At 80.0% G+C, this 1054-nt stretch carries 1 protein-coding gene; it reads right to left on the bottom strand.

What is annotated here, in order from left to right; genetic code table 11:
- Positions 1-899 (bottom strand): MinD/ParA family ATP-binding protein (locus FOE67_RS26690; RefSeq protein WP_369075302.1); only part of this gene is annotated, 899 nt, incomplete at its 3' end.
- Positions 900-1054 lie beyond the last annotated feature (155 nt).

The following is a 1054-nucleotide window of genomic DNA, read 5'->3' as shown; positions in this document are numbered from 1 at the left end:
GTGCCGGTGCCGGGGGGCATGGCGGCGGGGGCACCCGTCGCCGGGCCGCCGGCACCGGGCACCGGCGGCCGGCCGCCGGGCCCCCCGGCGGGGGTGAGTTCGGCGTGGAAGACGCGGTGCAGGTCGGCGACGACCTTGCGGGCGGAGCGGATCAGCAGCGAGCGGTCCAACCGGCCGCGCCGGCGGCCCGCCAACTGCTCGGCGCCGGCGGGGTCGTGCGCGACCAGGCCCACCACCCGGGCCGGGGCGCCCGCGCCGGAGAGCATCTCGTTGACCTCGCCGGCGAGGCGGTGGCCGCGCTGCGGGTCGGCGACCAGCACCACGCCGAGGCGGGGCAGGCCGGTGTGGGCCGGGCCGGTGCGCCCGCCGTGCAGTTTGTTGCCCAGGGCGATGACCCGGTCGCGGGCCCGGGCGAGGTGCTCGGGGGCGGTACCGGTGACGACCAGCAGGAGCGTGGCGTGCCGGACGAGTTCGACGGTGGGGGAATCGGCCCCGATCCTCCCGCAGTCGGCGATCACGTCGGCGGCGGCCTCGGGGTGGGGCGATCCGGCCAGTTCGGCGAAGGCCCGGCCGAGGGTGCCCCACTGGCCGGTGAGGCCGGCGGCCTGCTCGGAGGCGGCGAGGCCGACGATCACGTCCAGCCCGCCGGCGACCCGCTGGGAGTGGTCCCACAGCTGCTCGGCGGCGATGCCGCGACGGGCGGTGGCGGCGAGGGAGAGCAGACCGGTGCCGGGGTCCGGGGGGCCGCCGTCGGCGCGGGCGGCGCGGTAGACCAGGTCGCCGCCGGCCGGGTCGGTCTCGGCGAGCAGCACCCGCCGCGGCCACAGCGCGGCCAGGGCGACCGCCGCGGTGGTGACGCCGGGCGCCCCCTTGTCCGCGGCCAGTGCGATCAACGCCATCTGTCTTTGCCCCTCGTGTTTCGGTGCCGGTCGTTCCGTGGTGCGCGTGCCGTCGGTGCCGCCCGCCGGGCCCGGAGGGGGCCGGTCGGTCCGGGCGGCGCCCGGTCGTCCCTCCCCGGCGGGAGCCGGGGGACGGGGTCCGCCGGGGTCCGGGG

Origin of the sequence: Streptomyces calidiresistens, assembly GCF_014141525.1 — a bacterium.
Lineage (GTDB): Bacteria > Actinomycetota > Actinomycetes > Streptomycetales > Streptomycetaceae > Streptomyces > Streptomyces calidiresistens.
This window is presented reverse-complemented; position numbering and strand designations above follow the sequence as displayed.